Source organism: Streptomyces sp. NPDC014656, from assembly GCF_043084305.1.
Lineage (GTDB): Bacteria > Actinomycetota > Actinomycetes > Streptomycetales > Streptomycetaceae > Streptomyces.
Genome location: NZ_JBIBZN010000005.1, coordinates 289,707 through 315,696, shown reverse-complemented (window position 1 = coordinate 315,696; position 25,990 = coordinate 289,707). Strand labels below are relative to the sequence as shown.

At 74.1% G+C, this 25,990-nt stretch carries 26 protein-coding genes; 15 read left to right on the top strand and 11 right to left on the bottom strand.

The window, feature by feature from the left end:
- The first annotated feature begins 39 nt into the window (after positions 1 to 39).
- Entirely contained in the window at positions 40 to 2,022 is a 1,983-nt protein-coding gene (locus tag ACF1ED_RS14875) for an ATP-binding protein (RefSeq protein WP_391760722.1), read from the top strand.
- A gap of 58 nt (positions 2,023 to 2,080) precedes the next feature.
- Here the strand turns inward: ACF1ED_RS14875 and ACF1ED_RS14870 are convergent, their stop codons facing one another.
- Both ACF1ED_RS14870 and ACF1ED_RS14865 read right to left on the bottom strand, forming a co-directional pair.
- On the bottom strand, positions 2,081 to 2,287 hold the full coding sequence (locus ACF1ED_RS14870) for a hypothetical protein (RefSeq protein WP_391760297.1): 207 nt from the start codon (positions 2,285 to 2,287) through the stop codon (positions 2,081 to 2,083).
- A 229-nt stretch (positions 2,288 to 2,516) separates the two neighbouring features.
- Positions 2,517 to 6,029, bottom strand: a complete 3,513-nt coding sequence (locus tag ACF1ED_RS14865) for a hypothetical protein (protein WP_391760295.1) — start codon at positions 6,027 to 6,029, stop codon at positions 2,517 to 2,519.
- Positions 6,030 to 6,265: 236 nt separating this feature from the next.
- On the opposite strand from ACF1ED_RS14865, the gene ACF1ED_RS14860 reads away from it, so the two are divergent.
- The 13 genes from ACF1ED_RS14860 to ACF1ED_RS14800 all read left to right on the top strand — a co-directional run bounded on the left by ACF1ED_RS14860 (position 6,266) and on the right by ACF1ED_RS14800 (position 18,337).
- Positions 6,266 to 7,807 (top strand): phage tail sheath family protein, encoded by a 1,542-nt coding sequence (locus ACF1ED_RS14860; protein ID WP_391760293.1) that lies wholly within the window; start codon positions 6,266 to 6,268, stop codon positions 7,805 to 7,807.
- Positions 7,808 to 7,817: 10 nt separating this feature from the next.
- A complete protein-coding gene (locus tag ACF1ED_RS14855; protein WP_043231053.1) occupies positions 7,818 to 8,261 on the top strand; it encodes a phage tail protein in 444 nt (147 codons plus the stop codon).
- Complete coding sequence (locus tag ACF1ED_RS14850) at positions 8,261 to 8,689, top strand: hypothetical protein (RefSeq protein ID WP_391760291.1); 429 nt, start codon at positions 8,261 to 8,263, stop codon at positions 8,687 to 8,689. Before ACF1ED_RS14855 ends, ACF1ED_RS14850 begins: the two co-directional genes overlap by 1 nt.
- The gene (locus ACF1ED_RS14845) at positions 8,686 to 8,832 is read left to right on the top strand and encodes a DUF6760 family protein (RefSeq protein WP_308076859.1); all 147 of its coding nucleotides are present in this window, start codon (positions 8,686 to 8,688) and stop codon (positions 8,830 to 8,832) included. The genes ACF1ED_RS14850 and ACF1ED_RS14845 overlap by 4 nt, the downstream gene beginning before the upstream one ends.
- Before the next feature lie 138 nt (positions 8,833 to 8,970).
- A complete protein-coding gene (locus tag ACF1ED_RS14840; RefSeq protein WP_391760289.1) occupies positions 8,971 to 10,668 on the top strand; it encodes a hypothetical protein in 1,698 nt (565 codons plus the stop codon).
- A gap of 44 nt (positions 10,669 to 10,712) precedes the next feature.
- On the top strand, positions 10,713 to 11,153 hold the full coding sequence (locus ACF1ED_RS14835) for a phage tail protein (RefSeq protein ID WP_391760287.1): 441 nt from the start codon (positions 10,713 to 10,715) through the stop codon (positions 11,151 to 11,153).
- A gap of 6 nt (positions 11,154 to 11,159) precedes the next feature.
- Positions 11,160 to 11,969, top strand: a complete 810-nt coding sequence (locus ACF1ED_RS14830; protein ID WP_391760285.1) for a peptidase M23 — start codon at positions 11,160 to 11,162, stop codon at positions 11,967 to 11,969.
- Positions 11,969 to 13,825 (top strand): VgrG-related protein, encoded by a 1,857-nt coding sequence (locus ACF1ED_RS14825; RefSeq protein ID WP_391760284.1) that lies wholly within the window; start codon positions 11,969 to 11,971, stop codon positions 13,823 to 13,825. Before ACF1ED_RS14830 ends, ACF1ED_RS14825 begins: the two co-directional genes overlap by 1 nt.
- A 19-nt stretch (positions 13,826 to 13,844) precedes the next feature.
- A complete protein-coding gene (locus ACF1ED_RS14820; protein ID WP_391760282.1) occupies positions 13,845 to 14,126 on the top strand; it encodes a PAAR domain-containing protein in 282 nt (93 codons plus the stop codon).
- Between the two features lie 8 nt (positions 14,127 to 14,134).
- Positions 14,135 to 14,539 (top strand): GPW/gp25 family protein, encoded by a 405-nt coding sequence (locus ACF1ED_RS14815; protein ID WP_391760280.1) that lies wholly within the window; start codon positions 14,135 to 14,137, stop codon positions 14,537 to 14,539.
- A complete protein-coding gene (locus ACF1ED_RS14810; RefSeq protein WP_391760278.1) occupies positions 14,536 to 16,512 on the top strand; it encodes a putative baseplate assembly protein in 1,977 nt (658 codons plus the stop codon). The genes ACF1ED_RS14815 and ACF1ED_RS14810 overlap by 4 nt, the downstream gene beginning before the upstream one ends.
- A 5-nt stretch (positions 16,513 to 16,517) precedes the next feature.
- Positions 16,518 to 17,069 carry a phage tail protein gene (locus tag ACF1ED_RS14805; protein WP_391760276.1) on the top strand — a complete coding sequence of 184 codons (552 nt, stop codon included), beginning with the start codon at positions 16,518 to 16,520 and terminating at the stop codon, positions 17,067 to 17,069.
- A 422-nt stretch (positions 17,070 to 17,491) separates the two neighbouring features.
- Entirely contained in the window at positions 17,492 to 18,337 is an 846-nt protein-coding gene (locus tag ACF1ED_RS14800) for an NADase-type glycan-binding domain-containing protein (RefSeq protein ID WP_391760274.1), read from the top strand.
- 39 nt (positions 18,338 to 18,376) lie between these two features.
- Here ACF1ED_RS14800 and ACF1ED_RS14795 read toward each other — a convergent pair whose 3' ends face one another.
- The 5 genes from ACF1ED_RS14795 to ACF1ED_RS14775 all read right to left on the bottom strand — a co-directional run bounded on the left by ACF1ED_RS14795 (position 18,377) and on the right by ACF1ED_RS14775 (position 22,408).
- Positions 18,377 to 19,618 (bottom strand): MFS transporter, encoded by a 1,242-nt coding sequence (locus ACF1ED_RS14795; RefSeq protein WP_391760272.1) that lies wholly within the window; start codon positions 19,616 to 19,618, stop codon positions 18,377 to 18,379.
- The gene (locus ACF1ED_RS14790) at positions 19,615 to 20,958 is read right to left on the bottom strand and encodes a GH1 family beta-glucosidase (protein WP_391760720.1); all 1,344 of its coding nucleotides are present in this window, start codon (positions 20,956 to 20,958) and stop codon (positions 19,615 to 19,617) included. The genes ACF1ED_RS14795 and ACF1ED_RS14790 overlap by 4 nt, the downstream gene beginning before the upstream one ends.
- A 122-nt stretch (positions 20,959 to 21,080) precedes the next feature.
- Positions 21,081 to 21,563 carry a DUF5709 domain-containing protein gene (locus ACF1ED_RS14785; RefSeq protein ID WP_391760270.1) on the bottom strand — a complete coding sequence of 161 codons (483 nt, stop codon included), beginning with the start codon at positions 21,561 to 21,563 and terminating at the stop codon, positions 21,081 to 21,083.
- A gap of 60 nt (positions 21,564 to 21,623) precedes the next feature.
- On the bottom strand, positions 21,624 to 21,860 hold the full coding sequence (locus ACF1ED_RS14780) for a DUF6480 family protein (protein WP_391760268.1): 237 nt from the start codon (positions 21,858 to 21,860) through the stop codon (positions 21,624 to 21,626).
- Between the two features lie 74 nt (positions 21,861 to 21,934).
- Positions 21,935 to 22,408 carry a hemerythrin domain-containing protein gene (locus ACF1ED_RS14775; protein ID WP_391760266.1) on the bottom strand — a complete coding sequence of 158 codons (474 nt, stop codon included), beginning with the start codon at positions 22,406 to 22,408 and terminating at the stop codon, positions 21,935 to 21,937.
- Between the two features lie 175 nt (positions 22,409 to 22,583).
- Here ACF1ED_RS14775 and ACF1ED_RS14770 point away from each other — a divergent pair, with 175 nt between their 5' ends.
- Positions 22,584 to 23,702: a YbdK family carboxylate-amine ligase gene (locus tag ACF1ED_RS14770; protein ID WP_391760264.1), complete on the top strand. Its 1,119-nt coding sequence runs from the start codon at positions 22,584 to 22,586 to the stop codon at positions 23,700 to 23,702.
- 319 nt (positions 23,703 to 24,021) lie between these two features.
- Here the strand turns inward: ACF1ED_RS14770 and ACF1ED_RS14765 are convergent, their stop codons facing one another.
- The 4 genes from ACF1ED_RS14765 to ACF1ED_RS14750 are packed head-to-tail and all read right to left on the bottom strand — an operon-like array spanning position 24,022 to position 25,974.
- A complete protein-coding gene (locus ACF1ED_RS14765; protein ID WP_391760262.1) occupies positions 24,022 to 24,438 on the bottom strand; it encodes a gas vesicle protein K in 417 nt (138 codons plus the stop codon).
- Entirely contained in the window at positions 24,435 to 24,644 is a 210-nt protein-coding gene (locus ACF1ED_RS14760) for a gas vesicle protein (RefSeq protein WP_391760260.1), read from the bottom strand. Before ACF1ED_RS14760 ends, ACF1ED_RS14765 begins: the two co-directional genes overlap by 4 nt.
- Positions 24,641 to 25,528: a GvpL/GvpF family gas vesicle protein gene (locus ACF1ED_RS14755; RefSeq protein WP_391760259.1), complete on the bottom strand. Its 888-nt coding sequence runs from the start codon at positions 25,526 to 25,528 to the stop codon at positions 24,641 to 24,643. The genes ACF1ED_RS14760 and ACF1ED_RS14755 overlap by 4 nt, the downstream gene beginning before the upstream one ends.
- Complete coding sequence (locus tag ACF1ED_RS14750) at positions 25,525 to 25,974, bottom strand: gas vesicle protein (protein WP_391760257.1); 450 nt, start codon at positions 25,972 to 25,974, stop codon at positions 25,525 to 25,527. Before ACF1ED_RS14750 ends, ACF1ED_RS14755 begins: the two co-directional genes overlap by 4 nt.
- Between the last annotated feature and the right edge of the window lie 16 nt (positions 25,975 to 25,990).

The window sequence follows — 25,990 nt, the reverse complement described above, 5'->3', positions numbered from 1 at the left end:
CGGCACGTGACGGCCGAACTCCTCGCCCGCGCACGGGACATGGAGCTGAGGATCCGCCGCGCGGTGGAGGCCCGCCGCGCGACGGACCCGGACCCGGACGACGCCTTCCGCGGCCTGTACCTCACGGAGGAGGCGGTGGAGCGGCTGCTGGACGCGCCACGGACCTTCCCCCCGCCGGAGCCGGCGGACCGGGCGGCCCCGGACTCCCGACTGGGCTCGCTGGCGCGGGACTTCGGCCTGTCCGCCCTGGACGTGGACATCCTGCTGATCGCGCTGCTCCCGGACCTCGACGACCGCTTCGAGTCGTTCTACGGCTACCTCAACGACGACGTGACGCGCCGCAGGCCCTCGGCCGGCCTGGCCCTGGGCCTGTGCGGGATGCCGCACGCGGACCGGGAGGCGCGGGCGCGCCTGGGCGAGCGGGCGCCGCTGCGGGCGGGCGGACTGCTGCTGGTGGAGGACCGCGAACGCCCCTTCCTGGGACGGGCGCTGCGCGTCCCGGACCGGGTGACGGCATACCTCCTGGGCGACGACGCCCCGGACCCGCGGCTGGCGGACGTGCGGGCCCCGTGGGAGGCGGTCCGCCGCGTGGGCGATCCGGTCCCCCTGGCCCGCTTCCTGTCCTCGGATTCCCGCGGCCTGGTCTACCTCCAGGAGGACCAGGGCGGAGCGGGTACGGCCCTGGCGGCGTCGGCCCTGGAGGCGGCGGGCCGCGCGGTCCTGGCCGTCGACCTGGCCCGGCTGGCCGAGGACCCGGCCCCGTCGGAGGCCGTCCGCTGCCTCCTCCGCGAGGCCCGCCTCACGGGCGCCGGCCTGGTCTGCGCCCCGGTGGACGCGGTGGCCCGGGAGCGCCCCGGACTGCTGCGCGCGGTGACGGACCTGCCGGTGCGGGTGGTCATGGTGGGCCGCCTGCCCTGGGACGCGGCCTGGTCGACGGCCCCTCCGCTGCTGCTCAGGGCGCCGAGGGTGGGCCCGGAGGCGCGGGCGGAGCTGTGGCGCGAGAGCGCCGGGGAGGACGTCGCCCTCCCCGTCCAGGACCTCCTCTCCCCCTTCCTCCTCACCCCGGAACAGATCGTGCGGTCGGCGCGGGCGGCGGTGCAGAAGGCCCGCCTGGAGGCGGCGGAGGTCACCGCGGACCACGTGCGCCAGGGCGCCCGCGCCCAGAACGCGGCGGGCCTCGACCGCCTGGCCCGCCGCATCGAACCCGCCGTCGGCTGGCAGGACCTGGTCCTCCCCCCGGACACGGAGACCCAGCTCCGCGAACTCACCTCCCGGGCCCGCCACCGCGACCACGTCCTGGGCACCTGGTCGATGCGCCCCGGCGGCGGCCGGGGCCGGGGCGTGGCGGCCCTCTTCGCCGGCGACTCGGGCACGGGCAAGACGATGTCCGCGGAGGTCATCGCGGCCGACCTGGGCCTGGACCTCTACACGGTCGACCTGGCGACGGTCATCGACAAGTACGTGGGCGAGACGGAGAAGAACCTCGAACGGATCTTCACGGAAGCGGCGGGCGTCAACGGCGTCCTCCTCTTCGACGAGGCGGACGCCGTCTTCGGCAAACGTTCGGACGTGAAGGACGCCCACGACCGCTACGCGAACGTGGAGTCCGCCTACCTCCTCCAGCGCATGGAGTCCTTCGACGGCCTGGCCATCCTGGCCACCAACCTCCGGGCCAACCTGGACGACGCCTTCACCCGCCGCCTCGACCTCATCGTCGACTTCCCGGTCCCCGACGCCCCCCAGCGCCTCCTCCTCTGGGACCGCACCCTGGGCCCGAACCTCCCCCGCGCGACCGACCTGGACCTGGCCTTCTGCGCCGAAGCCTTCGAACTCTCCGGCGGCAACATCCGCTCGATCGCGGTAACGGCGGCGTACCTGGCAGCGGAGGCGGGCACCCCTCTGACGATGCCGATGCTCATCCACGCGATCCAGCGCGAGTACCAGAAACTGGGCCGGCTGACCTTGGCCTCGGAGTTCGGGCGGTATACGGGCATGCTGACGCCGGCCGGTCCCCCTCTGTGATGCAGCTCGGCGCGATGAGGCCGCAGGCTTTCACGGCACCGCAATGCCGGCTCCGGGCTCAGTCCTCGCGGAGATCGTCGACACCTGGCGCCTTCAAGCCCTCGGCCTGAGCGATCTCGGTGAATTCATGGACCCGTTGCCGCAGCCACTCCACGTAGTCCGCCCGCGTGCCGGGCGTCCTTGCCTTCTTCCGCAGGGGATACAGATGAACCGCACCGTACTGCTGCATCAGGGACAGGAGGTCGGGTGGCGGGTCCTCGGCCACTGCTGTAATGCAGGAGAGTTCCACCGCCGCCCTCTCGGGACGCCTACGGATCAACCCGCGCCAGGACGACTGAGCCTCATCGACTGACGTGTCCAGACAGTACACGAGCAGCCACTCGATGAAGCATTCGATACCGGGAGAATCTCCCGTGTAAGGCTCTCCGGCAGACCTGTACTCCCCATCTTGCTTCCTGCGGCGTTTATTGGAGGACAAGGCTTCACCTCATTGATCATTTGTCTGGATAAGACGTATGGATATGCCAGCCTTGAGGCATATCGGGATCCATGCGGAGGAGCACGAGTACCTGCGAGGAACTCTCGCTGATGGTGAGCGGGGGAAGGCCCGGACGCTCCGCACGCTGATCACCTGGATAGAGCGGTCCACGGTAGGCTCCTCCGAGCCAGCGCGGCAGCTTGTTCATCACGTCCGGGACCGCAGGGTTCCGAACCAGGGCGAAGCCGACCGCGGCAGGGAACCTGGGGGTCCGGTTCCCGCCCTTGGCGACCTCGTACCGAATGAACGGTTTCCACTGCGAACTCATCCAGGCCCCGATCGCCCCGTCGGCTTCCCCGAGGCTCTCGAAGTAGCTAGAGCGAGGAGGGGCGCTTTCTCCTGGATAGCCCACCAGGAGGCGGGCGGCAAGCGCGCCCTTCGAACTGTTCACCGCGAAACCGTTGGGTAGCGTGTAGCCCGCAAGGTATCCCTTGCCCTTGATGTGCTTCTGATATGTATGGCCACCGATCCCCTCCTCCCCCCGCAACGTACTGAACCTGGAATGGGCTCCGTCGTGCATGGTCAGTACAGCGTCCAGAGCCACCTCGTTGAGACTGTGCTTGATACGTAGCGACTTCCTCGCCTGCTCGGCCCGCACCGCGGCATCCGCCGGAGTCTCCGCCGGGTGCAGTTTGTTCCGCAAGAGGGCATGCCGCCAGCGCTCTTCGTCCGTCATACCCTGCAGAGCGGAGATCAACAGCCCCATGGACTGGCCCACATAAGGCGGAGCGAGCCCCAGCGTGTACGTCGGGGTCGTCATCGTCTGCACGTGAACCTTCTCCGTGTGCGGCGTCGACGTCTCCGTCACCAAGCGCAGCGAAGGCACCGCATTCCTCTTGCCGATGTCAGCGACCTTGGCCGTCGCGGTCGCCTTGTCAGGGTTCCCGGCCAACAGCCTGGACGATTCCGCGATGGCTTTTCTTTCATTCCTGGACCGCGTTTCCCTCTTTCCCGTATCGCCCAGCGCTGCCGGCTTACCATCCTCGCGTCGCGGCTTCTTCCTGCTCAGCTTCTGCCAGAGGGCTTTGCCCTTCTTGGCTATGAAGTCGACGATCTTGTCTATGGCTCGGTTGACCGGTTTCGAGACCGCCTGGAAGACGGATTTGACCTTGTTGGCGAGGTTGCCGATGCCGAGGAGGGAGGCGAGGAAGCCGATGAGGAGGGGGATGCTTGCGGCGAGGGCGGTTTCTACCATTTTGGGGACGCCGGCCGCGCCGCCGTTGGCGATGGCTATGACCGCGTCGAGGACGGCGTTGACGAAGTCGGCTATCTGGGCGCCCTGGTTCACCACAAAGGTGACGATGTCGATGATGCCCTTGACCGCGCGGACGAAGGCGGAGGCGGGGTTGAGGAGGGAGAGGATCCAGGTGACGCCGGCGATGATGACGGTGGGGACCAGGTATTCCGTCAGTTTGGACAGGATGGTGGATTTGAGGTCGCCCGCTTCCGCCTGGATCTCCTTGACCGCGCCCGCCGGGCCTTCCTTGGCGAGGGACTGGGCCACCGGCACCGTCGTCTCGACCGCGGTCATCGCCTCTTCCGGGACGCCCTTGCGGGTGATGCGGGTGCGGATGTTGTCCCAGGTGAGGCCGAGGAGGGAGGTGATGAGGGTGATGATGCCGCGGAGGTCGAAGCGTTCGGGGATCTCCAGGCCGGCCTTGGTCGCCGTGCCCAGGAGCCAGGAGACCAGGCCCTTTTTGAGGTGTTCGCCGATGTTGGTGATGAAGAGGTTGAGGCCGGCCCCCACCGCCTTCACCAGGTTGCCCAGGAAGCCGATCGGGTCCTTGATGATCTTCATGATGGCCGAGGCGGCCTTGGCGAGGATTCCGAGGAGGAGGTTCTTCAGTTCGTTGATCGTCTTGATGACGCCGGCTATCGCGTCCTTCGCCTTGTCGATGAGGCCCTTGTTGGCCTCCTGGAGCTTCTTGATCTCCTCGTCGACGGCGCTGAGGGCCGCCGTGTACTTGTTGGCCAGGTCCTGGACCAGTTGCTCCGACTTCTCGTCGACGGTGGCTTCCAGGTCCTCGAACTTGCCCGCGAAGTCCTGCCGGGCCTCTTCGCCGAAGGCCTTGAGGTCGGCGGGGAGCCTGTCGACCTCCGCCTTGAGTTCCGACCTGCCCTGGGCGATCCTCGCCTTCGCGCGGCCCAGTTCGACGCCGATCGTGTCCGCGACGGAGGAGATGACCGTGCGCATGCGGGCCACGTACAGCTTGCGGGACTCCTGGTAGAGGTCGTTCGCCTCCTTCGGCAGGCCCGCGAACTTGTCCTTCAGCCAGCGGCCCTTGCCCATCAGGCCCGAGTAGCGCTTGTCCTTGTACTTCTTCATGCGGGCCTTGTGGTCCGCGGTGAAGGCGTCCCGGGCGGACTTCTCACCCGTCGTGAAGGCCGTGTCCACCTTCTGGTCGAGGCCCGTCAGCGTCGCCTCGACGTCCTTCTTCGTCGCGTCGAAGACCTTCTGGAGCTTCGCGGTGACCTCGGCCCGTTTCCGCTCGTCCTTCGACTTCGTCTCGCCCTTGCCGCCGTCGACCGCCTTGCCCGCCGCCGCCCGGGTGGCCGTCAGGGTGTTCATGGTCTGGGCGCCCGCCGCGGCCGCGCCCGCCTTCGCCGTCGCCAGCTGCTGGTCCTCGGCCGTGTGCGCCTTGCCCGGGGCCTTCGCGGAATCGGTCTCCGCCGTCTTCTTCGCCTTCAGGGCGTCGTCGAACTCCGGCTCGTTGCCCTTGGCCAGCTGCTCCTCGGTGACCTCGGCGTCGGCCATCGCCTTGTCGTTCTCCGCCGGGCCCTGGGAGAAGTCCGTCACCGCCGGGGGCTGTTTCGCCGGGATCGCGTCGGCGGCGCTGGGTGCTCCCGGGTTGCCGGGCGCGTTGTCCGGGGCCAGGGGGGTGACGGGCTTGTCCTTCGCCGCCGACGTGTCCGGCGGGGCCTTCGTCGTCGTCTCGATGTCCTCGGCGGAGGTGTTCTTGCCGTCGGTGACCTTGCCGTCGACCTCCTCCTTCACCTTGTCGGCCTTGCCGGACTTCGAGAACTTGTCGGCCTCGTCGAGGTTCTTCGGCGCCTGCGCCTCGATCGCCTTGTCGACGGCGGCGACGAACGCCGCCTTGTCGAACTCCCCCGGTTTCGCCGCGTTCATCTTCTCGGCGTTCGCGGCCTTGCCCTGCGCCTCCTTGTCGTCCGGGGGCGCCACCGCCGCGTCCTGCGCCGACTTCGACTCGGCGGCGGCCGGGGCGTGCGCGGCCACGGTGCGCTTCTTCGCCGCCACGTCCGCGCCGACCCGCCGGAAACCGGGCGCGGCGTTCGCGGGGGTCTTCACCGGGGCCGTGTAGCGCTGGGCCACGAGGCGGGCCACCGCCGCGTTGCCCACCGCGCCCTGGAGGCGCTGCACGTGGTGCGGGGAGAGACCGGGTGCGGGTGCGGGAGCCGGGGCGTCGGCCTGCGTGCGTCCGGTCGGCTTCTTCTCCGGGACCTCCTTCATCCGTGCCCTCCCGGTAGCCGTGACCGCACGGCCAGGCTGCCCGCAGGGCCGCGTCCGCGCGGAGAGCGGCGGGGGATCCGTGCGGCGCCGATTCCCTTGCACCTTCGGGCAGTTCACGCTGCCCAGGCGGGCGGCCGCTCATCCGTTCCGGGTGATCGTCCCGGTGGTGAGAATGGCCCGGTTCAGCGGGAGCGGTTCCCCGGTCGAGGAGTGACGTAGAGGAGAGCGAGCACCGTATGCCGTCGTATCTGTCCCCGGGCGTCTACGTCGAAGAGGTCCAGTCCGGCTCCCGTCCGATCGAGGGGGTGGGCACCTCCGTCGCCGCCTTCGTCGGCTTCGCCCGCAAGGGGCCCTTCGACGAGCCGGTCCTCGTCACGAACTGGAGCCAGTTCGTGAGCCGCTTCGGCGACTTCGTCGAGGGGACGTACCTCGCCGCCTCGGTGTACGGCTTCTTCGCCAACGGCGGCGGGACCTGCTACGTCGTGCGCGTCGACGACGGCACCGCCGCTCCCGGCGACGCCGGCCCCGCCGTGGACGCTGCCGGCGGCCCGACCGCCATCGGCGCGTACTCCGTCGTCGCCCGGCCGGGCGTCACCGGCACGATCACCGTCGAGGTCGCGGACGTCGAGGGCGACGACCCGCCGTCCGACGCCTTCCGGCTGGTCGTCGCGCAGAACGGCAAGGCGGTCGAGACCTACCCCTCGGTCACCACCAAGCGCAGCAAGGAGAACGTCGCCACCCGCGTCAACGCCGCCTCCGCGCTCATCGAGATCACCGAGCCCGGCACCGGCGCCGCGCCCGCCCGTCCGGCGCCGCAGACGGTCACGCTCGCCCCGGCCCTGCCCGCCCCGGCGGGCGGCGGCGCGTCCTTCTCGCCCGAGGCGTACGTCGGCGATGCCGACCGCCGCTCCGGCATCGGCGGCCTGGAGGCGGTGGAGGACGTCACCACCGTGGCGGTGCCGGACCTGATGAGCGCGTACCAGCGCGGGCTGATCGACCTCGACGGGGTGATCGCCGTCCAGCAGGCGCTCATCACGCACTGCGAGCTGATGGGCGACCGGGTCGCCGTGCTGGACCCGCCGCCCGGGCTCAGCCCCCAGGAGATCGCGGGCTGGCGCTCCGAGCGGGCCGGCTACGACTCCCGGTACGCGGCGCTCTACTACCCCTGGATCGACGTCGCCGACCCGTCCACCGGCCGGGTCTCCCCGGTCCCCCCGAGCGGCCACGTCGCCGGCGTCTGGGCGCGCAACGACGAGCAGCGCGGGGTGCACAAGGCCCCGGCCAACGAGGTCGTGCGGGGTGCCGTCTCCCTCCGGACGCAGCTGACCAAGGGCGAGCACGACCGGCTCAACCCGATCGGCGTCAACTGCATCCGCGCCTTCCCCGGCCGGGGCATCCGGATCTGGGGCGCGCGCACCCTGTCCTCCGACCCGGCCTGGCGCTACCTCAACGTGCGGCGCCTCTTCAACTACCTGGAGGAGTCGATCCTCGCGGGCACCCAGTGGGTGGTGTTCGAGCCGAACGACGACGCCCTGTGGGCGCGGATCCGCCGCACCGTCGGCGCCTTCCTCGTCAACGAGTGGCGCAAGGGCGCGCTGTTCGGGCTGACCCCGGACGAGGCGTACTACGTGAAGTGCGACCGCGAGACGAACCCGCCGGAGAGCGTCGACGCGGGCCACGTGGTCTGTGAGATCGGCGTCGCCCCGGTCCGGCCGGCCGAGTTCGTGGTCTTCCGCCTGTCCCAGCTGACCAGCGGCACCGGTGCCGTCGACGAGTGAGGAGTCCCTCGTGCCCCTTCCCGATCTCGACAGTTCCGTCGGGCATTCCTTCGGCCTGGAGTTCGACAGCGTCATCATCCGGCAGATCACCGAGGTGAGCGGCCTGAAGATGGAGCAGGACGTCATCGAGCTCAAGCAGAACACCGCGGACGGAAAGTACGCGATCAAGAAGCTGCCCGGCCGGCCGAAGGCGGGCGAGGTCACGGTCTCCCGCGGCCTCACCGAGGACAACAGCTTCGAGCGGTGGATCAAGGAGTCCCGGTTCGGCCGCATGGGCGAGGCGCGCCGCAACGGCGCGATCATCGTCTACGACTACGAGGGCCTCCCCATCAAGCGCTACAAGCTGATCAACGCGTGGCCCAAGTCGCTGGAGATCGGCGCGCTCAAGGCCGGTGACACCTCCGTCCTGACGGAGAAGCTGGTGATCACGTACGAGAGCATGGACGTCGACTGATGCGGCGCGCGACGGCGGCGGCCGCTCCCTCGCACGCGGACCACGACGAGGGGACGAAGGGGCTGCGGACCGAGTTCCCGTTCCGGCTGCCCCGGGGGTACGTCGACGAGCACGGCACCGTCCACCGCGACGGCGTCATGCGGCTCGCGACCGCCCGCGACGAACTGGTGCCGCTGCGGGACGACCGGGTCCGGGAGAACTCCGCCTACCTGTCGGTGGTGCTGATCTCCCGCGTCGTCACCAGGATCGGCGCGGTCGACGACATCCATCCGGGGGTCATCGAGGACCTGTTCGCCTCCGACCTCGCCTTCCTCCAGGACTTCTACCGGCGCGTCAACGCCGAGGGGCACACGCGCGCCGCCGTCACCTGTCCGTCCTGCCGGGAGGAGTTCGCGGTGGACCTCGCCGGTGGCCGCCTGGGGGAATAGCGACGTACGCGGCCGACCAGCTGTACGAGGAGGTCGCGTACCTCGCCTACCACTTCCACTGGCCGCTCGACCAGCTCCTCGACCTGGAGCACGCGGAACGCCAGAGGTTCGTCGCCCAGGCGGCCCGCCTCGGCGGAGGCTGACGGACGACGGACGACGGGCGACGGACGACGGGCGACGGGCGACGGGCGACGGGCGACGGGCGACGGGCGACAGGACGACGGGGCCACCGGCTACGGGGCTACGGCGGGCCGACGCGACGACGGGGAGGGACGGGAACCATGGGACTGCTGTCCTGGCTGCGCGGCGGACGGGGTACGGAACGCCCGGCGGGGCCGTCCGCGCCACCCGGGCCGTCCGCGCCCCGCGAGGACCGGTTCGACGTCGTCGAACTCCCGCCGATCCAGCGGGTCCTGGGGGCGACGGCGCTGGTCACCGATCCGTCCGCCTTCGAGCGCGGACTGTCCACCCGGCAGCCGACCGCCCTGTCCACCCCGCTGGGCCACCTGGTCAGCGCCGAGGCCCCGGGCGGACTCGTCCGGGGCGTGACGACCTCCGTCCAGCGGTCAGTGGTGGAGTTTCCCGTACGGGCCTCCGGCGGGCCCCCGTCCCCGGGATCGCCGGGGCCCGCGGTCCCCGGCGGCCGGACCCCGGCGGGCGTCCGCGAACCCGGAGCGCCCGCGCCGGGGAGGACCGCGCCCCTGGAGCCCGTCCAGCGGACGGCCGCCGGGCCCGCACCGGCCCCCGCGCCTCGCCCGTCCGCACCGGAGGCGGTGCGGCTTCAGAGGGCGGCGGAGACGCCCCGGGGCCCGTCGGTCCCGGAGGGCGCCGAGGCCGTCGGGACCAGCGCCGTCGAGTCCGGGGCCGCCGGTGCCGGTGCCGTGGATGCCGACGCGGCCGGTGCCGGGCCCGGAGACGTCGAAGCCGCCGGGCCCTCCGTACGCCCGCTGGTCGGCGAGCAGCCGCCGCTGCTGGACGTCCCGGCATCCGGCACCGCCGGTCCTGGGGCTGCCGGGGAGGCCGCCGGCGGGAGCGTACCGCCCGTCCAGCGGGCCCTGACACCGCCACCGCCACCGTCCTCAGCGCAGTCGCCATCGCCGTTCCCGTCACCGGCACTCGCGCCCCGCCGTGCCCCCGGCCTCGGCGCCCCGCTCTCCGCGCTTCCGCCGACGGCCCAGCGCGAGGCCTCGGACGCCGCTCCGGTGCCCGCCCCCGCCCCCGTACCCGTCCCCGTACGACCGGAGTCCGTACCGCCACCCATCCCGGCACCGGCACCGGCGACCGCGCCCGAGGCCGCCCCCGAACCGGTGGCGCCGCTCCTCGCCGACCGGCCGCTGGTCCTGCGCACCGTGGCCCCGGACACCGCTCCCCCGGCCGTCGGCCCGTCGCCCGGGCCCGCCGCCGTCCCCGTACGGTGGGAGAGCCGGGGGGAGAGCCGGGGGGAGGCTCCCACCCCTCCTTCCCCGGTTTCCGGCGTTCCCGCCGTGCAGCGCCGGATCCACGTGCCGGACGCGACCGCCCCCGCCCGCCGCGCGACCGGCCATTCCGCTCCGGCGGCGCCCCGCCCTCCCCGGGACGCCGGTGACGTGGCCGTGGCCGCCGGCGTCGCGCAGCGCATGGCCGACGGCAGTGTGGTCTTCGCGCCGCCACCGGCCGCCCACCGGCCGCCGCCACCGTCCGCCTTCGTCCAGCGCGAGGTGGCGACCGAGGAGCCGCCGCCCCCGGACGTCCCTCCGGCGGACGCGCCCGACCCGCTGCCCGCCCCGGAACCGGAGGGCGGCACCGGGACCGGCGACAGCCCCTCCACCACGGAGATCACGGGCACCACGGGAACCACGGCTCCCGGCGCCGCGCCCGGCACTCCCCCCGTCACCGACGAGTTCGTCCGCGCCCTCTACCCCTCGCTCGCCCGGCTCCTCAAGGCCGAGCTGCGGCTGGAACGCGAACGGGCCGGCCGGCTCATCGACACCCGGTTCTGACCGGACACCCGCACACGCGCACGCGAACGGAAGGAGCGACCCCCATGGCCACCGCCGCCCAGAACGACGAACCCGCCGTCAGCGTCTGCTTCGTCGTCACCATCGACGACATCGAGCTCGGGTCCTTCAACACCTGTGAGGGCCTGGGCTGCGAGGTGGTCCTGGAGACCCGCGAGGAGGGCGGCAACAACGGGCACGTCTGGCAGCTCCCGACGCGCCTCAAGTACTCCCACGTGAAGCTCTCGCGCCCCCTCACCCGGGAGACCGAGAAGGTGGCGCGCTGGTTCGCGAGCATGACGACCGGTTTCACCCGCAGGACGGCGCACATCGAGGCGCGGACCGGGGACGGGCGCAAGGTCGCCCAGTGGGGGCTCCTCGAAGTGGTGCCGGTGCGGTGGACCGGTCCCTCCTTCACGCCCGAGTCGCCGAAGGTGGCGATCGAGACGATCGAGATCGCCCACCACGGCTATGTGATGGAGGGCTGATCCGCCATGACCCCACCCGGCTCCCCCATCGCCTTCAGCGCGGCCGGCACCTCGGGCGTCGCCTCCGCGGGCAAGGGCCGCTCGGCCCGGCCGAAGCTGGAGCACGCCTATCTGGAGCTGCGGACGCCGCCGTCGGGCGGCGGGCTGACGCCCGGGGCGCCGTGCGGGCGGATCGAGTTCCAGTTCAATCCCAAGGAGTTGAGCCTCACCAAGGCGGCGGCGTGGAAGCGCACCCCGGCCAAGGGCGCGAAGAGCGCGGGGCCGCCGGAGTACCAGGGTTCGCAGCCCAGCAAGCTGACCGTGGAGATGTTCTTCGACGCGGGCGACACCCAGGACACCCGGGTGGTCGACTCCGTGGAGCGGCTGTTCGCGTGCTGCGTGCCGACGAGCGAGAGCCGGCAGCAGCAGCGGTCGTCGCCGCCGTGGGTGGTGTTCCACTGGGGCGGCCTGACCGGTTTTCCCGGCTACGTCAGCCAAGTGCAGGCGAAGTACACGCTGTTCACGACCTCGGGGGTGCCGATCCGGGCGGTCTGCCTGGTGACGATGGAGGAGATCAGCGGGGAGACGCCCGGGCAGAACCCGACGTCGGGGGCGCTCACCGCCCGCCGGACGCACCGGGTGGCGGCCGGGGACTCGCTGCCGTCCCTCGCGCAGCGCGAGTACGGCGACCCGGCGGCCTGGCGGGTGATCGCGGAGGCCAACGGCATCGACGATCCGCTCCGGCTCGCCCCGGGCACGCACCTGTTGCTTCCCGCCCAGGACGAACTCGGGCGGCTGCGCGCGGAGTCGGCGCGGGCCGCCCGGCGGGAGCCGTGATGGCGGCGCCCGGCGTCGCCTCGGCGCTCGTCGTCGAGGTGGGCGGGAGCCCGCTGCCGGCCCGGCTGATGAACACCCTGGTCGAGGGGTACGTCGACGACAGCCGTACGCTGCCCGACCTGTTCCTGCTGCGGTTCCGCGACCCGGACGCGGTGCTGCTGGCGCAGGGCGGGATCGCGGTCGGCACGGAGATCTCGCTGCTCGCGCGCGGCGGGGGCGGCACGGAGCCGCGGTCGCTGCTCAGCGGGGTGGTCACCGCGCTGGAACTGGAGCTGGACGAGTCGGGCACGTACACGGTGGTGCGCGGGCTCGACGAGACGTACAAGCTGCTGCGGGGGGCGCGGGTGGCGGCGTACCAGAACATGACGCTCTCCGACATCGTCGCCCAGGTCGCCCAGCGGGCGGGGCTGAAGCCGGGCACGGTGGACGTGGCCGGTCCGGTGCTCGACCACGTGGCGCAGGCCAACGTCAGCGACTGGGCGTTCGTGCGCGGGCTCGCCGAGGAGGCGGGTGCCCAGGCGTACGTGCGGGACGGGGCGCTGCACGTGGTGAAGCCGGCCGGGGCGGGCGGGGCGCCGGACGCGTCGGCGCGCGCGGACCGGGACCCGCTGGTCCTGGAGCGGGGGGCGAACCTGCTGCGCTGCCGGGCGTCGGTGTCGGCCGCCGAACAGGTCTCCGAGGTGGAGGTGCGGGGCTGGGACGTGCGGGGCAAGCGGGCCCTGGTGGGGCGGGCTCCGGCGGGCGCGTCGGCGACGCTGGCGCTCGGGGTGACGGCGGAGCAGGTGACGGCGCCGCTCGGCGAGGCCCGGCACGTGGTAACGGACGGCGGCTACGGCACACAGGAGCGGGTGGACCGGGCGGCGAAGGCGCTCGCCGAGCGGATCGCGGGCTCGTTCGCGGAGCTGGAGGCGGTGATCCGGGGGAACCCGGAGGTGCGGGCGGGCACGGCGGTGGCGCTCAACGCGGTCGGCGCTCCCTTCGAGGGCCGGTACACGGTCACGTCCTCGCGGCACGTCTTCGACGCGGTCCGCGGGTACGAGACGTGGATCACCGTGTCGGGGCAGCAGGAGCGCTCGCTGTACGGGCTCACGGGCGGCGGGCCGGCCGGAGGGCACGGGTCCGGGGGCGGCGGGGCCGGAGGGCTGGTGAACGCGACGGTGACGGACACTCAGGACCCGGAGGGCTCGGGGCGGGTGAAGGTGACGTTCCCCTGGCTGTCGGACGAGTACACGAGCGACTGGGCGCGGACCGCGCAGGCCGCCGGAACGGGCGGCGGGGAGCCGTACATCCCGGAGGTCGGGGACGAGGTGGTCGTCGGCTTCGAACTGGGGCGGCTCGACCGGCCGTACGTCCTGGGCGGGCTCTACAACGGCCAGGACCGGCCCTCCGGGGGCGGCGCCGTGGACCCGACGTCGGGGGCGGTCGACCGGCGCGCCTTCGCGTCCAAGGGCGGGCACAGGCTCGAACTGCTCGACGCGGCGGGCGGGGCGCAGGGCGTGAAGCTGCGCACCGGCGACGGGAAGCTGACGATCGACCTCGACCAGTCGGGGACGGCGGTCACGATCGGCAGCGACGGAGCGGTGCGGATCACCGCGAAGGAGAAGGTGTCGATCACGGCCTCGGGCGGGGTGAGCGTCGCCGCCGAACGGGGGGACCTCGAACTGAGCGGCGACAGCGTGTCGGTGACGGCACGTCAGGGGGTGAGGGTGGACGGCGGGCAGGGCGCGGTCAGGCTGGCGACCGGGGGCGCGCTCGACGTCCAGGGGGCGACGGTCACGGTGGACGGCACCCGGCGCACCGAACTGAAGGGCGGCACCACGCTCTCGGTCAGCGCGCCCCTGGTGAAGATCAACTGACGGGGACGGAGGGGGAGACATGGCACAGGGAGCAGCCGCGCGGGTCGGCGACCCGACCGCGCACCCGGGGGTGATCGGCCCGCCGGGGGTGACGTCCGTCCTCATCGGCGGGCAGCCCGCCGCCACCGTCGGCACCGCCCACCAGTGCTCCTCGCCGGCCGCCCATCCGCCGTCCGCGCTCGCGCCCCCCGGTTCCACCACGGTGCTGATCGGGGGCCGGCCCGCCGCCCGGGCCGGTGACCTGTCCGCGTGCGGCTCGGCGGTCGTGTCGGGCTGCCCGTCCGTGCTGATCGGAGGCTGAGGGGAACCATGGGACAGGAGTTCGTCGGCGCGGGCTGGGCCTTCCCGCCGCACACGGACGCGACCGGGTCGATCGCGCTCGTCCGGGGCGAGCGCGAGCTGGAGGAGTCGATCCGGCTGATCCTCGCGACCTCGCCCGGGGAGCGGCCGATGCGGCCGGAGTTCGGCTGCGCGATCAACGACTACGTCTTCGCGCCCGCCGACGCGGGGACCGCCGGGCAGCTGGCCTACGAGGTGCGCCTCGCGCTGGAGCGGTGGGAGCCCCGGATCGAGGTGACGGAGGTCGCGGTCCGCTTCGACGAGGTCGACGGCGGCGTGCTGTACATCGACATCGGGTACACGCCGCGCGGCGCCAACGACCCCCGGAACCTGGTGTTCCCGTTCTATGTGATCCCGGAAGAGGACCGCGCATGACCCTGCCCAGCCCCCATCTGGACGACCGGCACTTCCAGGGCCTGGTGGACGAGGCCAAACGGCTGGTGCAGCGGCGCTGCCCGGAGTGGACCGACCACAACGTGTCCGACCCCGGCGTGACCCTGATCGAGGCTTTCGCGACCATGGTCGACCAGCTCGTCTACCGGGTGAACCGGGTGCCGGAGAAGAGCTACCGGGCCTTCCTCGACCTCATCGGGGTACGGCTCCACCCGCCGACCGCCGCCGGCACGGACGTCACCTTCCGGCTGTCGGCGCCGCAGCCCGAGCCGGTGTCCGTCCGGGCGGGTACGGAGGTGGCGACGGTCCGCACCGAGACCGAGCCGGCCGTAGTCTTCGCCACCACCCGGGACCTGACGATCGTGCCGTGCGCCTACGCGGCGCTCGCGACCCTGCCGGCGGCCGGGGCCGCGGGCGGCGCCGGGGCGGACGCGGCCGCCGTGGACCGCACCGAGGAGCTGGCGCTCCGCCGTGACGTGCCCTGCTTCTCGCCCGCGCCCACCCCCGGCGACGCCCTCTACGTCGGCCTGTCGGCGGCCGTGCCCGCCGGGGTGGTGGTGCTGCGCCTCGACTGCGACGTGCAGGGCGTCGGCGTCGATCCGCTGCGGCCGCCGCTGCTGTGGGAGGCGTGGGACGGGCGCCGGTGGACGGCCTGCGAGGTGGAGAAGGACGACACCGGCGGCTTCAACCGGTCCGGCGAGCTGATCCTGCACCTGCCGGCGACGCACACCCCGCTGAGCATCGTCCGGCGCACCGGCGGCTGGCTGCGCTGCCGGCTGGTGGCGGCGGCACCGGACCAGCCGACGTACGTGGCGCCGCCCGTGGTCCGGGGGATCACGGCCTTCACGATCGGGGCGACGGTGGCCGCCGAGCACGCCGAGCGGATCACCGGCGAGGTCCTGGGGACGGCCGAGGGGGTGGCGGGACAGTCCTTCACCGTCGCCCGGCCGCCCGTGGTGCCCGGGGAGTTCGCCCTGGAGGTGACCCCGCCGGAGGGCACCGAGGAGACCGGCGCGCCGTGGACCCGGGTCGACGACTTCGCCCACTCCGGGCCCGCCGACCGGCACTTCACCCTCGACGAGGGCACCGGACGCGTCGAGTTCGGCCCGGCCGTCCGCGAACGGGACGGCACAGTACGGCACTTCGGCGAGGTGCCGGACAAGGGGGCGACCGTCCGGGTGCGCGCCTACCGCACCGGCGGCGGGGTCCGCGGCAACGTGGCCCGCTCCACCCTGCGCGTGCTGCGCGGCACCGTGCCGTTCGTGGCGCGCGTGGAGAACCGCCGCCCCGCGCTGGGCGGCGTCGACGGCGAGACCGTGGACAGCGCGCGGGTGCGTGGCCCGCTCACCCTGCGGACCCTGCGACGCGCCGTCGTCCCGCGCGACTACGAGCTGCTGGCCCGGGAGGTGGCCCCCGACGCGGCCCGGGTGCACTGCGTCCCCGACGACGCCGAGGGCGGGGTGCGGCTGCTCGTCGTGCCGTCCGGGCGGAGCGACGCCCGGGGCCGGATCGCCTTCGACGAGCTGGACCCCCCGCCGCGCACCCTCGCGCGGATCGCGGAGTACCTGGAAGCCCGCCGTCCCATCGGGGCGCGGGTGGTGGTGGAGCCGCCGTTCTACCAGGGCGTCACCTTCGTCGCGACCGTGCAGGCGGGCCGCGGCGCCGTCGCCGGGCGGGTGCGGGAGGAGGCCCTCGCCGCCCTCGACGGGTACTTCAACGCGCTCACCGGCGGCCCGGCCGGCGCCGGCTGGCCCTTCGGCCGCCCGGTGCAGACCGGCGAGGCGTACGCGGTGCTCCAGCAGGTCCCGGGCGTCGACCTGGTCGACGACGTGCGGCTCTACCGGGCCGACCCGGTGACCGGGCAGCGCACCGAGGTGCCCGACGGGCGGATCCCCCTCGACCGGCACGCCCTCGTCTTCTCGTACGAGCACCAGCTGCGGGTCCGGGAGGTCTGACCGCCGTGCGCGCCGACGTCCCCGGGCTGCCGAGCCCCCACCCGCTGATCGACCTGCTGCCGGCCGTCTACCTGGAGCACGGCTTCCTCGCCCGGTTCCTCGCCGGGCTCGACGAGGTCCTGGCGCCGGTGCTGCTGACCATGGACAACCTGCCCGCCCACCTCGACCCGCGCACCGCGCCCGAGGACTTCCTCGACTGGCTGGCCGGGTGGGTGGCCGTGGAGCCGCGCGAGGGCGGCCCGCCGGAGCGGCGCCGCGCCGCCGTCCTCGGCGCGGTGGACCGGCACCGCACGCGCGGCACGCTGCACGGCCTCGCGGAGGCGCTGCGCCTGGAGACGGGCGGGGCGCGGGTCGAGATCGCCGAGAGCGGCGGCACGGTCTGGTCGCCCACCCCGGGCACCCCCTTCCCGGGCGCCCCGCGTCCGTGGGTGACGGTCCGGGTCGGGCTGCCGGACCCGGGGCGCGCCGACCGGGCGCGCCTGGAGGAGCTGATCACCGCGGAGATCCCGGCGCACGTCGGCTTCACGCTGGAACTGCTGCCCGGAGGTGCCGGATGACCTGTCCGACGTGCGGCCTGCGCAACGCGCCGGGAACACCGTTCTGCGCCTCCTGCGGGGCGTTCCTGGACTGGGACGGGGAGGAGGGGGCGGGCGGGGCGGAGCCGGGGACGGGCGCGGGCGCGGGCGCGGGTGCAGGGGTGAGTGCCGGGGCGGGTGCGGGTGACGGGGCGGCGCAGGCGGCTCCCCCACCGTCGGCTGTTCCGCCGCTGGCCGCTCCTCCGGCCTCGCCAGCTCCTCCGCCGCCGGCCGCTCCCCCGCCGCCTGCCGCGTCACCGGTGGCCGTGCCGGGGCCCGCACCGGCGCCCGCGCCCGTACCCGCTCGCGTACGCGGACGGGCGTCCGCGCCTCCGTCGGTCCCTCCACAGGTCCCTCCTCCGGCGCCGTCCGCGTCCCCGTCCGCGCCGCCGCCCGAGGCGCCCGTGGCCGCGCCGGTCGGGGCGGGGCTGCGACGGCCGGGCGAGGAGGCCGGGGCGCCGGTGCCCGGGCCGCCGCCCGAGGCGCCGCGCTCCGGGCCCGTGGGGGCCCCGGCGGCCGCCGCCCCGGAGCTCCGCTGCCCCGGCTGCGGCTCCGGGAACGCGGCCGGCCGCACCCTGTGCGTGCGGTGCGCGCTGCCGCTCGCGCCGGGGCCGCCGCCCGAGGCCCCGCTGCCCTGGTGGCGGCGGCTGCCCCGCCGCCGGAGCCGGCCGGCCCCGCTCGCCGGGACCCGGCCGCGCCGGGCCTGGCGCGGACCCCGGGTGGTGCTGCCGCTCGTCCTCGTCCTCGTCGCCTGCGGCATCTGGTTCGGCCTGCCGTACGCGGGGCGGCTGCTCGGCCTGGCGCGGGAGGAGACGAGCCCGCCCGAGTCGCTGCCGCCGTCGGCGGTACGGGCCTCCGCCGCGCTGAAGGACCATCCGGCGGCGGCCGCCTTCGACGGGTTCACCAACCGTTACTGGGCCGTGGCGGCGCCCGGGGCCGTCCTGGAGGCGGAGTTCGGGGCTCCGGGGGTGCGCGTGACGAAGCTGGTGGTCTTCGCGGGGACGTCGGCGAAGAAGGACGAGTTCCTGACCCAGGCCCGGCCGGCGCGGATCGTGGTGGAGGTGGTCTCGGCGGACGGGGACACGTCGACGCGGCGGATCACCCTCAAGGACCAGCCGGGCCAGCAGACCTTCGACCTGCGCGGCTCGGGGGTGACCCGGATCCGCGTCACGCCCGAGACCGCGTACGGCACGGGGCGCGGCCGCCATCTCGCGGTGGCCGAGGTCGAGTTCTTCGGTCACCGCGGCTGAGTCCCGGGAGCCGCCGCCGCTCCGGCGGGTGGGGCCCGTTCAGTCCACCGCCCTGATCCGCCGTACCAGGAGCGCCCCCAGCAGCCCCACGCCCGCCGCGACCAGGTAGAGCGCGCGGTAGCCGCCCAGGTGGGTGACGAGGGGGGCGGCCAGGACGGGGGCGGCGACCTGGGGCAGGGAGTTGGCGACGTTGATGACGCCGAGGTCCTTGCCGCGGTCGGCGGCCTTCGGGAGGACGTCGGTCATGAGGGCGAAGTCGACGGAGGTGAAGACGCCGAAGCCGATGCCGAGGAGGGCCGCCGCGACGAGCGCGCCGGGCCAGGTCTGCCAGCCGGCGAGCAGGGCCGCGGCCGCCGCCATCAGGACCCCGGACCACAGCACGAACGGCTTGCGGCGGCCCACCCGGTCCGACCAGGTCCCGCCCGCCACGACGGTGCCGAGGAGGGTCGCTCCGTTCACCGCCGTCAGGACGAGGACACCGGTCTCCGGGTCCGGGTGGTGGAGCCGGTCGCGGAGGTAGTAGAAGAGGTAGAGCAGGACGAGCGCGTTGCCCAGGTTGACGAGGAAGCGGGTCAGCCAGGCCCAGGCCAGGTCGGGGTGGGCCCGGGGGCTCAGCCGGAAGCCGGCCAGGAACCCCCGCCAGGACCAGGCGGGCCGGTCGGCCGCGGCGAGCCGCAGGTCCGGGTGGCGCAGGAGGTACGGGGCGACGCCGATCAGGGTGAAGACCGCGCAGGCCGCGTAGCCCGCGCCCACTCCCCCGGCCGCCGTCGCGAGCCCGGTGCCGGCGACGACGCCGAGGATCTGCGCCGCCCCCAGCCAGCCGCCCACCGCGCCGCGCTGACCGCGCGGCACCCGGTCCGGTACGGCCGCCGTGATCGCGGCGAACGCCGCGTTGAGCGTCAGCTGCACCAGGCACCAGCCCAGGAACACGGCCCAGAGGGCGTCCGCCGCGCCGAGCAGCAGCAGGGACAGCGCCCCTCCCGCCGTCCCCGCCGCGATCCACGGGGTGCGCCGCCCGTGGCGCGAGACGGTCCGGTCCGACAGGGCTCCGAAGAGCGGGTTGGCCACCAGCGACACCAGCGCGCCGACGCCGGTCACCCAGGCGAGCAGCGACTCCTTGGGCAGTCCGGTGCCGGGCGCGAACCGCTCGGCCTGCTGCGCGAGCAGGATCTGCAGCGGCCCGTACCAGCCGACCCAGATCGCTCCGTTGGCCAGCGACAGGCCGGCCGTCCAGCCGCGCCCGACCCGCCCGGCGGGCTCCTCCAGGGCGGAGGCGGTCATGCCCGCTGTGCTCTCAGCGCGTCCCGCAGCCAGGCGTACGACGCCTTCGGGGTGCGCTTCTGGGTGGCGTGGTCGACGTGGACGAGGCCGAAGCGCTTCGTATAGCCCTCGGCCCACTCGAAGTTGTCCATCAGCGACCAGTGGAAGTAGCCGCGGACGTCGACCCCCGCCCCGATGGCGCGGTGCAGGGCCCGCAGGTGGCCGTCCAGGTAGGCGATGCGGGCCCGGTCGTCGAACCCGTCGTAGGCGCAGCCGTTCTCGGTGATCACCAGGGGCGGCAGGCGGTCGCCGTAGCGGTCGCGGAAGGAGACGAGGAGTTCGGTGAACGCGTCGGGGACCACGGGCCAGCCGAAGTCCGTCACCGGGTGGCCCTCGATCTCCCTTACGGAGAAGGGCAGTCCGGCGGGCAGGGTGAGCCCGGAGAACTCCACCGCCCCGGCGTCGGGCGCGCCCGCCATCGTCGGCTGGTAGAAGTTGATCCCGTACCAGTCGAGCGTGGACTCGGAGATCACCTTCAGGTCGGCGTCCACGTCGCCGCCCGGCATGAGTTCGCCGAATCCGTCGGGGTAGCGGCCGAGCAGCAGCGGGTCGGAGAAGAGCCGGTTGAGGAGGAGGTCGTAGAGGTCGGCGGCCTCGGTGTCGGCCGGGCTGTCGGAGGCGGCCCAGGTCGGGCCGTGCGAGTTGGCGATGCCGATGTCGGTGGCACCGGCGGCGCGCAGCGCGCCCGCGGCGAGGCCGTGCGCGAGGAGCTGGTGGTGGGCGGCGGGCAGCGCGTCGAACAGCAGCTTCCGGCCGGGCGCGTGGGCGCCGAGCGCGTGGCCGAGCAGGGTGTGCTCGGCGGGCTCGTTGAGGGTGATCCACTTCCGGACGCGGTCGCCGAGCCGTTCGGCGACGGTCGACGCGTAGGCGGCGAAGCGGGCCGCGGTGTCCCGCTCCAGCCAGCCGCCCGCCTCCTCGACCTCCAGGGGCAGGTCCCAGTGGAAGAGCGTCGGCACCGGCCGCACGCCCTGCGCGCACAGCTCGTCGACCAGCCGGTCGTAGAAGTCGAGCCCGCCGGGCGCGAGCACCCGCGGCCAGGAGACCGAGAAGCGGTACGCGTCCACGCCCAGGTCGCGGACGAGCCGCACGTCCTCGCGGTAGCGGGCCACGTGGTCGCAGGCCACGTCGGCGGTGGAGCCGTCCCTGATCCGGCCGGGCTCGGCGCTGAAGGCGTCCCACACCGAGGGGACGCGCCCGGCGACGTCGCCCTCGATCTGGTGGGCGGAGGTGGAGACGCCCCAGAGGAAGCCGGGCGGGAAGGTCGGGAGCGGGTCCGTGGTTGCTGCCATGGCCGCGATCATCGGTACCGGCCAGTAGGAAGTCAACACCCTTGTCCTGTAGCTGAATTGTCAGCAGAAATCCTCACGTCAGGAGGTCCGGGCGCGGGCGGGGCTCGGGCAGCCGGTCGGGGCGGGGTGGGCGGCTATCGCGGCGGGTCGTCGTCCTCCGGTCGCCGCTCCGGGCCGTCCACCGCCGTGTCCACGTGCATCGCCGCTTCCTCGGCCGGGGCCGTGCCGTCGTCGGGGCCCACGTCACGGGCGGCCGCGCGGTCGACGTGCCCCGGCCGGGCCGCGAAGGGGGCCAGCCGGCCCGCCCGGGTGGCGCCGGCCTCGTCGTCCACCGGCTCCCCCTCTCCGCCCGGCAGGTCTCCGATGCCGTCGTCCTGGGGCGGCTGCTCCTCGGGCACCTCCTGGCGGAGCCGGCTGTCGAGGGGCTCGCCCTCCCGCTGCTCCCGCCGCGTGGTGCCGTGCCGGGTGACGCCCCGGGGGTGCTCGGGCGGCGAGTAGCCGGGGGTGGCCATGTCGTCGACGGGGTCCGTGTCCATCGCGTTGTCCGGATCGAACTCGTCGGGCTGCTCGGACTCGTCGGGCTGCTCGGGCTCGGGGGGCTGGGCCGCGGGGACCATGACCGGCTCCGTTCGTCGTGCGGTTGGGGTGGGTGTGCGGGGGGGGCGGGGGCGGCCCGCTCAGTTGGTCACGAGGATGATCGCGTACACGAGGAAGAACAGGGCGAAGGCGAGGACCACCACCCCCACCGCCAGGAGGGGGCCCGCCGCCCAGCCGCGCCGGAGCGGACGGTACGGCCCGGTCCCCGTGCCCGTTCCGGACTCCGCCGGCGGCGTCTCCCCGGGCTGGACTCCACCGGCGGCGGCGTCCTGGGGGGTGGGCCTGGGTGCGGGGTCGGGGTTGCTCGGTGTGGTCATGGCGTCCATCTCCCTACGGGGCGGAGCTGCTGGATCGCTGCGGGGCCGCCCGCCGGCGGCCCGTGTCCACGGGGTCACTCGTCGGCGCTCGGGACGTCCAGCGGGCTGCCCGGCGCGTTCTTCCGGGCCTCCTCCATCCGGTCGCCGAGTTCGAGGAGCCGGTTGCGGCCCATGGCCTTGCGCACGTCGGGGAACCAGTCCTTCTCCTCCTCCTCGACGTGGTGGCGCACGTTCTCCATGAGGACGGTCATCTTCGCGTCGAACCGTTCGTCCGCGGGGTCGAGTCCGTCGAGTTCCGAGAGCATCCAGACCACGGCGTGGTGCTCCTCGACGCTTTCGAGGATGTGGTCCGTGGTCTCGGGAGCGGCCTCCCGCGCCGCCGGGTAGAAGACCTGCTCCTCGATCCAGGCGTGCGCGGTGAGCTCCCTGATCACCTCGTCGGCGATCTCCCGCTTCCGGTCCCGGGCGTCGTCCCCGGCCCGCTCGAACTCCTTGAACAGCTTCTCCACGGTCTTGTGGTCGTCTCGCAGCAGGACGATCCCGTCCATCACGGACCCCTTTCCGTCGTAGCCGGCCGCCCGCGGGTGCTCCGGGGCGGTCCGCACCGCGTCCGCCTCGCGTCTGCCCCGTGCGCGGCGTCCGAACCGGCCCCCGTGCCGCGCGGGCCGCCCAGCATGAGGGGGCCGGGGCCGGGTAGGGGCGGCGCGAGGGAGGAACCCCGAGATGAAGATCCTGACGCTGGGTGTCGAGGAAGAGTTCGTCCTGGTGGACCGTCTGACGCGGGCGCCCGTCAACCGGGCGCCGCAGGTGATCCGCCTGGCTGCCAGGCAGCTCGGCGGGCAGGTGCAGACCGAGTTCTTCAACGCGCAGATCGAGGTCTGCACCGAGGCCACCGCCTGCCGGGAGCGGCTGCGCGCCGAGCTCGCCCGGCTCCGGTCCGTCGTGGTGGCGGCCGCCCGTGAGGCGCGGTGCGTGCCGGTGGCGTGCGGCACCCCCGCGCTTCCCCCTGACGAGCCGCTCACGGTGACGGACACCGCGCGGTACCGGCTGATGGCCCGCCGCTTCCGCCCTCTGGTCACGCGGGACGACGGGCTCGTCCGCGACGACGGCCTCGTCTGCGGCTGCCACGTCCACCTGGGGTCCCTGGACCGCGAGCGGGCCCTCGCCCTCGCCCTGCACATGCGGCCGTGGCTCCCCCTCCTCCAGGCCCTCGCCGGGAACTCCCCGTACGCCCAGCGGCTGGACACCGGTCACCACAGCTGGCGTGCCGTCGAGCACGCGCGGTGGCCGACCGTGGGCCCCACCCCCCTCCTCACCGAGGCCCAGTACCTCTCCCACGTCGCGCGGCTCGTCGGGGACGGGACGCTGCTCGACGACCGGATGGTGTACTGGCACGCCCGGCCGTCCGAGCACGTTCCGACGCTGGAGGTCCGGGTGGCGGACGCCAACGCGCGGCTCGACACCGTGGTGCTGCTCGCGCTCCTGACCCGGGGGCTCGCCGCCGTCCTCCTGGACCGCGTCGACGCCTCCGTCCCGCCGCCGGCCGTGCCGGACGCGGGTCTCGCGCAAGCCCACCGGCTCGCCGCCGCCCAGGGCCTCGCGGGGGCCGGCCTCGATCCGGCCGACGGCCGGCGGCGGCCGGCCGGGGAACTGCTCGGCGAGCTGATCGGCTTCGCCCGTCCGGGGCTCGACGCGTCGGGCGACACCGACTGGGTGGACGACCAGTGGCAGCGGATCCGCAGGGACGGCGGCGGTGCGACCCGGCAGCGTGCCGTCTTCCGCCGGCGCGGCCTGCTGACGGACGTGGTGGACGAACTGGCCGCCGCCACGGCGGGGCTCTGAGGGGGACACGCGTGAGGCCCGGCTCGGGGTCCCGCGGATCCGGGTGGGGCGGGCGCGGGGGAACCGCCCGGTGGACGCCCCGGGCCCTCCTCCGCAGGATGTCCGCGCGGCTGGCGAAGGAGTGCCTGCGGCTTCTGGTGTGGGGAGTACGCGGGGGGTTCCGCGCGGGGTGCGCCGCCCTGCTGCCGAAGGCGTTCCGCCGCCTGGTGCAGAGCGCCCTCGGACCCGGGAAACCGTTCCCGCGCCTGAGTGGAAGGCCCCCGTCGTCCCCCGGCCGTTTCCGGAACCGCCCCCCGGCCCGCCCTCGGTGCTGCGGCCCTCAGCGCTCCGGAGGGAGCAGCGGGCCGAGGGGGCCGAGGTCCAGGTTCAGGTCCTCCAGGGCGTATCCGTGCTCCGCGCAGAGTTCGGTCATGCGGTCGTGGAGGGCGAGGAGGGTGGCCCCGAGTTCCTCCTCCTGTTCGTCGGTGAGCTCGCCCGAGTCGACGCGGCGGAGCGCCTGCCGTTCGATGAGCTGCCGGAGGAGCTCGACGAGCGTGAGGACGAGTTTGAGGAGGTCCTCGCCGACGGCGTCGGGGTCGGTGCGGATCCGGCGCGCGGGCTGCGGGGTCTCGCCGGGGGCCGGGGGAGGCGCCTGGAGCAGCCGGAAGGCACGTACGAGGGGGTCACCGGGGACGTCGGACGCCGGAGGGCGCCCGGGGGCACGGCGGCCGCGGTCGTGGTCGCGGTCGGCGTTCATGGCCGGCCGTCCCGGGGCAGGGGGGCTCCGGAGCCGTTCACCGAGGTGACGAGGGCGCGCAGGGAGACGCGTACGAGGTCGATGTCGGCGATCGACAGGACGATGTCGCCGGTGATCACGACGCCGCCCGCCAGGAGCCGGTCGAGGAGGTCGACGAGCGCGACCTGCCGGCCGGGCAGGGGCGGTTCTCGTTCGGGGAGGCTCATGGTCGCGGTCCGGGAGTCTCGGCGGTGCCGGTGGGGGCGGGGGGGACCGGCAGCGTGGCGAAGGAGTAGGGCGCCCAAGGGCCGGTGACCTCGACGCGCACGTCGGGCAGGTCACTGACGGTCTCCATGACGGCGGCGCGGAAGGCGTCGGCCAGGCCGTCCGGGACCAGGTAGGCGTCGTTGAGGACGTTCTCGCCCCGCTCGCCGCGCTCGCCCCGGCCGAGGGGGCCGGTCTGGGCGGGGTGCCGCACGGCCCGGGTGGCGTATCGGGCGGCCGTGGCGGCGATGCGCTCCGCCGCCCGCCCGGCCTGCCGGTAGCGGTCCTCACGGGCGTGGTGCTGGGCTCTGCGGGCTTGGAGGTATGCCTTCCCCGGGCTGGGGGGCGCGGGGCTCGCGGTGCCGGTGCCGGCCTCGGGGGCGGGCGCTCCCGGGCCGGGAGGGTCGGGAGGGTCGGGAGCGACGTAGGCCTTCACGCCGTACTCCGTGTGGCGGGCGAAGAGGGCGAGCCGTTCGGCGAAGGCGGGAAGCTGTTCCCGCAGGGCCGCGAGGGCCCGGTCGTCGTCCCGGTAGAGGGTGGCGATCCGCAGGGGCAGCACGGTGGTGTGCGCGGCGAGCACCTCGACGACGTGGTGGTGCGCCCGGGCGGTCCCCTCCAGCCAGGCGAGGTCTTCGAAGCGCGTCCTCAGCACGTCCTCGCTCCAGTGGGTCGCGGGGACCCGGCTGGTGACGAACGCGGGAGCGCCGGGAGCGGCGTCGAGGGGGGCCAGGAGGGTGACCGGGGCGTCCTCGACACCGTGGACGCCGGGCAGCAGCGCGGGGAGCCGGGGCGCCGGGGCGGCCACGGCGTAGACGTAGACGTAGGCGGGGGTCTGCTCGCCGTTCACGGCGCGGACCTCCGCTTCCCGGCCCGCCCCGTGCCGGGGCCATCGCGTTCGCCGCGTTCACCGGCTTCGTCGGCCTCGGCGCTCTCGGGCGGGGCGGCGGGGTCCAGCCGTTCGCGGCGCAGGGCTTCCACCTCCGCGCGCAGTCGGCGGTTCTCCTCTTCGAGGCGGTCGCCGCCGTTCCGGGAGGAGAGCGACGGGTCGTGCTCCCACCAGTCGATGCCCATCTCCTTGGCCTTGTCCACGGACGCGATCAGGATCCGCAGTTTGATGGTCAGAAGCTCGATGTCGAGAAGGTTGATGCGGATGTCGCCGGCGATCACGATGCCCTTGTCGAGAACGCGTTCGAGGATGTCGGCGAGGCTGGTCCCCCCGGAGGAGGGCGGGTACGCCATCGGCGCCGCCCGTGACGGCAGGGGGCCGAGCCGTTCGGCGAGGGGGTCGGTCACGGTACTCGTCCTCCTT